6 protein-coding genes and 1 tRNA gene are annotated in these 5765 nt (G+C 58.4%); 3 read left to right on the top strand and 4 right to left on the bottom strand.

The window, feature by feature from the left end:
* The first annotated feature begins 335 nt into the window (after positions 1-335).
* Positions 336-1019 (top strand): phosphoglycolate phosphatase, encoded by a 684-nt coding sequence (locus EN749_RS29290; protein WP_127271163.1) that lies wholly within the window; start codon positions 336-338, stop codon positions 1017-1019.
* A gap of 138 nt (positions 1020-1157) precedes the next feature.
* A tRNA-Val gene (locus tag EN749_RS29285) sits at positions 1158-1232 on the top strand.
* Between the two features lie 127 nt (positions 1233-1359).
* On the opposite strand, the gene EN749_RS38280 is transcribed toward EN749_RS29285, so the two are convergent.
* The 4 genes from EN749_RS38280 to EN749_RS29265 all read right to left on the bottom strand — a co-directional run bounded on the left by EN749_RS38280 (position 1360) and on the right by EN749_RS29265 (position 4709).
* Positions 1360-1746 carry a hypothetical protein gene (locus EN749_RS38280; RefSeq protein ID WP_210214735.1) on the bottom strand — a complete coding sequence of 129 codons (387 nt, stop codon included), beginning with the start codon at positions 1744-1746 and terminating at the stop codon, positions 1360-1362.
* Complete coding sequence (locus EN749_RS29280) at positions 1746-2954, bottom strand: DUF262 domain-containing protein (protein ID WP_210214734.1); 1209 nt, start codon at positions 2952-2954, stop codon at positions 1746-1748. The genes EN749_RS38280 and EN749_RS29280 overlap by 1 nt, the downstream gene beginning before the upstream one ends.
* Before the next feature lie 130 nt (positions 2955-3084).
* Entirely contained in the window at positions 3085-3783 is a 699-nt protein-coding gene (locus EN749_RS29275; protein ID WP_145991042.1) for a hypothetical protein, read from the bottom strand.
* Positions 3784-4355: 572 nt separating this feature from the next.
* Positions 4356-4709, bottom strand: a complete 354-nt coding sequence (locus EN749_RS29265) for a hypothetical protein (protein WP_128364464.1) — start codon at positions 4707-4709, stop codon at positions 4356-4358.
* A gap of 672 nt (positions 4710-5381) precedes the next feature.
* On the opposite strand from EN749_RS29265, the gene EN749_RS29255 reads away from it, so the two are divergent.
* The gene (locus EN749_RS29255) at positions 5382-5639 is read left to right on the top strand and encodes a PepSY domain-containing protein (protein WP_128364463.1); all 258 of its coding nucleotides are present in this window, start codon (positions 5382-5384) and stop codon (positions 5637-5639) included.
* Positions 5640-5765: the final 126 nt, after the last annotated feature.

The raw sequence follows: 5765 nt of genomic DNA, 5'->3' as shown, positions 1-5765 counted from the left end.
AACAAACCGAAGCCGCTCATCCATGATGCCAGTCTCTCGCCAAACCATCGCCGGTCCTCCCGGCGGACAAGAAAACTGTCACCCATCTAATCAGTCCATTCTGTTACCTATCTATCCGGTTCGGACACCAGCCACTTCTCCCCGTCACTATACGGGGAGAAGTGCCCGGCAGGGCGATGAGGGGCAGCGCCGGCTTCCACAATTGGTGGTCCCGCCACACGTTGAAACTGTCACTGGTCTGAAGCGATTGCCAAGCCGGCTTGCCCCCAGTCAGCTTGCCTTGACGCGCCGCAGCCGCTATCGCCTGCCCATTGCACACCTGCCCAGGACAGACCATGACCCGACCGATCATCGTGTTCGACCTCGACGGTACGCTGATCGACACAGCGCCGGACCTGCTCGACAGCCTGAACCACAGCCTTGCCGCCAGCGAGATCGCCGCGGTCGACGAAGCCGGCTTCAGGCGTTTTGTCGGTCACGGCGGCCGGGTGATGATCGAGCGGGCCCACGCCGCCCATCAGCGATCGCTTGCCGTCGAGGAGCACGACCGGCTGCTGAAGCTTTTCCTCGACCACTACACGCTCAACATCCCCGGCAAGTCGCGCCCCTACCCCGGTGTCGTCGAGGCGATAGCGCGCTTCGAGGAGGCCGGCTATGTCCTCGCCATCTGCACCAACAAATACGAAGCCAACTCGCTGGCGCTGATCGAGGCGCTCGGCCTGACCAAACATTTCGCGGCCATCGCCGGCCAGGACACGTTCGCCTTCCGCAAGCCCGACCCGCGCCATCTGATCGAGACCATCAAGCTGGCCGGCGGCGACCCGCACCGCGCGCTGATGGTCGGCGATTCGCAAACCGATATCGACACGGCAAAAGCCGCCGGCATCCCCGTGGTGGCGGTCGATTTCGGCTACACCGACCGCCATGTCCGCGAATTCGAACCCTCGGCGGTGATTTCGCATTTCGACGCCCTGACGCTCGATCTGGCGCAGAAGCTGATTGCCGCTGCGGGAAACTGACGGAATGTAGCCGGCGTTGGTCGGAGACAGGGCGCAAAGCACAGCAAAACCGATCCCTGTCAGAACGCCGGACAGCGCCTTGACTTACCGCACCCGCCTCCCTTATATCGCGGCTCGCTTGGCCTTTGGGCAACGAGCGGGCGATTAGCTCAGCGGGAGAGCACACCCTTCACACGGGTGGGGTCGCAGGTTCAATCCCTGCATCGCCCACCATCTAACCACTTCAAAACGTTGGATGATTTCGTCCCTTCCCAAGCCATAAAAATTCTGCACTGGCGCGTAAACCAAAATAACTTGATCGCGGCAAAGGCAGCGGCTGGGAGAAGTGGCGGAAGCGCGGCTAGCTGAATACGCCCTCTGTTTCTTCCAAAAGCTTATTCGCTGCGGCGTAGAGCAATCCGCTTCGCTCAATCAGGAAGATTGAGTATTTGTCTTCGAAAATGTCCGCCGGAATGAGATTGCTCTCCAGAATCGCTTCTACGTCGTCAGGCATTTTGGCGCGGTATTCGCTGGGTGCAGCCCCGGAGATTGCGTTGTTATCCGTGCGCGACAGGAAGCACATATTCGCGAGGCAGGACTCCTCATACTCCCCTAGGTTTGGCTTCGATTTGATGAAGCTGCGCGGATAGATGTGATGGAATTCGTTGCGGTTATACTCCTTCAGCACCGCCCCCAGCGATATCTTGTTGCCGCTGATGAATGAGCGTGGATGGTGTTGCGCAAGCATCAGGATGAAAGTTCGGAAAGGACCGAATTCAGCCGGAATATGATCTTCATGAAGAATTCGTGGTCGAGGTGGACCGGAGGCGTGTTGAGTACCTTAATGGTGCCCTCCTTCAATTTCTTGAAGTCAACCACGTCCTCCCTGAGTGTCTTGATAGGCTGGCTGTTCAGGCGACGCCCGAAACAGGTACGCCAGAACCACTTCAGGATTTGCGCGCGCTGGCCATCGTTCATTTGGTGCTGCTTTGTGGGCTCTCCAGCGAAGAACACCGAAAGCGGCACAAGCAGGTTGTCGTAGGGCAGGTTGCTGAGTGCAGCGATGCCAAGGTTCTTCCTCAGGAAGTCGATAGCGCCCTTGATGCCGGTGATGACAGTCTCGAACGATTCACGGACGGTTTTGCCGTTGAGGCCAATGAGTGCTTCAATAGAAGGGTCATTGGCGAGGATGGCGCTGCAGCAGCGCAGCAGAAGGTCTTTATCCGACCCCATGTCCTTAAAGCCGAACGGGGCAAGATCCTGCGCGAGCTCCTCGAACTTCTGGTTGAGGTCGAAATCGCCGGACCATGTCCAAGCGCTAAGTAACTGCACGGTGTCTAACTCGACACCGCGCTGGTTAACTCGCTCGAACACGATGGCAACGGCCGTTTTGTCCTCTGTGTCAATGGTCTGCACCGGTATCAAGGCTTCCTTAAACTTCGACTGGAGTTTGTCGATGACAGCGATCGTGTCCGGGTCGTAGCCGTCGGTCTCCTTGCGATAGGCCACCGGGTCGAACAGGCTTTTGATGGGGAAGTGCCTGTCCGGGTCTACCTCCTCGTCCGGCAACGCCATGAACGACGAATCCTGCGCATTATAAGGGGCATTCAGGTCGTAATAGATGTTCGACCACAGCGGGCGCTCGGTCAGCTTGATGTCGGCCTGGAACACACCGAAAATAGAGGTGATGCGCTGCTGGCCGTCTAAAATATAGTCGGTCGGGTAGGACGGATCATTCTGCGGGAGCTTGAAGGGTCCCAAGTCTCTCTCGTGAGTAAGCTCCTGCTTCGTCCTCCATAGCAAAATGGAACCGAATGGATAGCCCTTGTAGATGCTGTCCATGAGATAGGCGACACGCTCTGGATCCCAGACAAAACCCCGTTGGAAGTTCGGCACGCGCATACGGCCGGCAACCAATTCTTCCATTATTTTGCGAATGTGCAGCTGGTCGGCCATAATTCCCCCAAAAGTCCTGGCGTCCAAGAGATGATGGTTTCAGCCGTCAGTCTGCCCCCAACACGGCCAAAGCTGCCAGCCCGCCGGCGGGGCATTCGTAGGTGTGGGCCGTGTTCTCCGCGATGATGGATCAACCGAACCAGATTCTCTGGATGACGCGGTGTTCATCAAGTTCAATATTCACGCGCTTCGCCATCAGATCAAAAGTCAGTGGGTCGCCCTTGGTGTAACAGCGGCATGGGCGGCCAAGAAGCTCGCCTATCTGCGCTGGTGTATCCACTTCTCCGAAAGCCTTTCCAAGGGGCAACGGCACCGGGCTGTCATCGCCTCGTCTCCCCAAAGGATAGGGGTTATCATCGCCAGCAGATTTCCCAATCGGCCACGGAACAACGGGGCCGCCGCCGGGGTCTTTGTGAGCCATATCGCCTAAGCGACCCCAGGGCCATGGTACAGGCCTGTCCGAGAAGACAACAACTCCTGACTTTTCATCAGTGTTACCAATCTCAGCGACTACAGCGTTGGTCTGAGCGTGGACGCGTACCCCCAATAGGGGCCTGCCAGATCCCCAATAGTTTACCACATCACATTCGACCGTTATCTCTTTCACGATCGGGACAAATACTTGGATAGCAAGCCCACTAGGCTCCTCAGCGCAGAAGTCGATGTCTTGAATTCCATCCGCCGGTGAGTCGACGTAGTACCAAGGACTAAGTGCGGGGTTTGTCCAGCCGCCACTGGGCACGCGGCCTGACGCAACAATAATTATCTTTGTGGTTTGAGATTTACCTAAGCGAACATCAACCGCCGATACATCGTAAACCCGTTGCATAGTTTCCCCCTCCCAGCACAAATCCGAGTTCATAGAATATTGAATCTCCGCTGAAAGCAATATGACTTGCGGGTAGAAGTCGTGCCCCGGGCCCGAAGGCCCTACAGAGCACTAGGCTGCCGATTGCTGAAGCCACGGCAGACAGAAAGCGGTGGCGTCCGGGTCGTGCCCGGAAGAAAAACGGTGCACCAAAAACCACGATGCGCCGCTTCAAAATCCGTGGCTATATTAGGAGCGGCCATCCGTGGGCCGAAACGGTCATGCATTCCAGCTGCGGAACAAACCGGCACGCCAGCGAGGTTCTGTCCGACAAACTTTGAGGGAAAGCCATGTCCAGATTTCTGCTGGCGACCAGCGTCGCCTTTCTTCTTGCCGGTAGCCCGGCCTTTGCCGCGGACGATGCTCCGCTGCCGCCGCACCAATGCCAAGAAGCTGTCGGAGATCATCGCCAAGGTCGAACGGCGCGACGGCTTCCTTGAAAGCATCGTTCATTAGCTTGGCCCATGCCCGACCCGCTTGTCGCCATGGTGCTAAAGTCGGCGATGTCTGGAGATGCCCCGGTCGAGCCGCGATCAGCGCTTCATCGAGTGCAGGATGGCCTGCATGTGCTCTTCCAGGTCGAGTTCACCCCGAGCCTCGGCGGTCAACAGGTAATCGGCCTTGGCCCGGCGGTCGCCTCGGCTGATCGCCGGATAGGAACAGATGGCCAGCAATGCTTCCTGTTCAATCCGGTCTGCCGTCTTGCGTTCGTGGCTGCTGCTGCCCGCTCGACGAACAACCCTGTGAAGCCCGGCATAGCTGACCTCATGGGCTCCGATTAGCGCCCGCAATTCGGGTGAGGCACCTTCCGCTTCGGCAAATTTCGGTTCAATGACCGAGGCCACGGCGGTGAACGCAAGAAGTGTACGGCGTGTGATTTCGGGCATGCCTCATATCCCTGCTCTCTGATCATGCAGGCACACCATAGCACCGGTGCAACGGTTCGAAGAGATGCTCCGGGGCGCGACCACATTGTCTGCTGACAAAATGTATTCGCTTCCGCAGCCCCCGCCCAGCAGCCGGTGTGGCCTTAAGTCGCAATGATTGGCTTGCGAAAGCAGGGTTTCGGGGCTTCATTGACACTGCGAGCGACACCACATGGTGATCCACAGCCCTCCAAAACGAGAGAAGCTCGCTTTGACGCGGTCGCGCAGCGGCCGTCAGCCGGCAATGGCTATGAACCAGGAACCTGAAAAACCATGCCTGAAAATGTCAGACCAATTTCGAAAGACGTCCCCCTCATCCAGCTAGGCGTCTATCAGTGCCGCTTCCCGGTGAGCGAAGACCGGTCGGTACCCGGCGGTTATCGTTTTTGTGCCGGGCCAACTTCGGCGGATCGCGTCTATTGCGATCACCACCACAGCATCGTGACCGCCGTCGACCCTCGCCGAACCCGTTCAGGTCTCCACCCCGCTCAACGACGCGCCGCGTAAGTCAAGCGGGCGGCGGCCCCTCATTCGGGCAGCTGCAAACCGCTGGACTGAATCGGCACGCATTCCGGCCGCGGAACAAACCGGCACATCAGCGAGTTTCTGTCCGACGAAACTTGAGGGAAAGCCATGTCCAGATTTCTGCTCGCGACAAGCGTCGCCGTTTTTTTCGCCGTCGCGCCGGCCTTGGCCGCGGACGACAAGCCGCTGCCGCCGCCCAATGCCAAGAAGCTGTCGGAGATCATCGCCAAGGTCGAGCAGCGCGACGGCTTTCGCTATGTGGACGAGGTCGACTGGGACAGCGGCGCCTACACCGTCACCTATTACACGGCGGACAAGGCAAAGGTTGAAATCACCTACGATCCTGTAACAGCGGAGCCGAAATAGGGTTCGCCGCATCAAATTAGCCAGCCTTTCCCGGCGCCGGCGCCGCCCCTCACCTGCCTGCCGGCATCCTCTCCCCGTATAGTGACGGGGAGAGGGACGCTGGCATCGATGGTTTTGCCAATCACC

It is taken from the genome of Mesorhizobium sp. M7A.F.Ca.ET.027.02.1.1 (assembly GCF_004022985.1).
Lineage (GTDB): Bacteria > Pseudomonadota > Alphaproteobacteria > Rhizobiales > Rhizobiaceae > Mesorhizobium.
Note: the sequence above shows the minus strand (reverse complement) of the source record. Positions and strands in the feature narration are given on the sequence as shown.

Excerpts from the sequence above, each read along its gene's own strand:
- EN749_RS29255 (WP_128364463.1), top strand. The coding sequence starts at position 5,382 with ATGTCCAGATTTCTGCTCGCGACAAGCGTCGCCGTTTTTTTCGCCGTC.
- EN749_RS29265 (WP_128364464.1), bottom strand. The coding sequence starts at position 4,709 with ATGCCCGAAATCACACGCCGTACACTTCTTGCGTTCACCGCCGTGGCC.
- EN749_RS38280 (WP_210214735.1), bottom strand. The coding sequence starts at position 1,746 with ATGCTTGCGCAACACCATCCACGCTCATTCATCAGCGGCAACAAGATA.
- EN749_RS29280 (WP_210214734.1), bottom strand. The coding sequence starts at position 2,954 with ATGGCCGACCAGCTGCACATTCGCAAAATAATGGAAGAATTGGTTGCC.
- EN749_RS29275 (WP_145991042.1), bottom strand. The coding sequence starts at position 3,783 with ATGCAACGGGTTTACGATGTATCGGCGGTTGATGTTCGCTTAGGTAAA.
- EN749_RS29290 (WP_127271163.1), top strand. The coding sequence starts at position 336 with ATGACCCGACCGATCATCGTGTTCGACCTCGACGGTACGCTGATCGAC.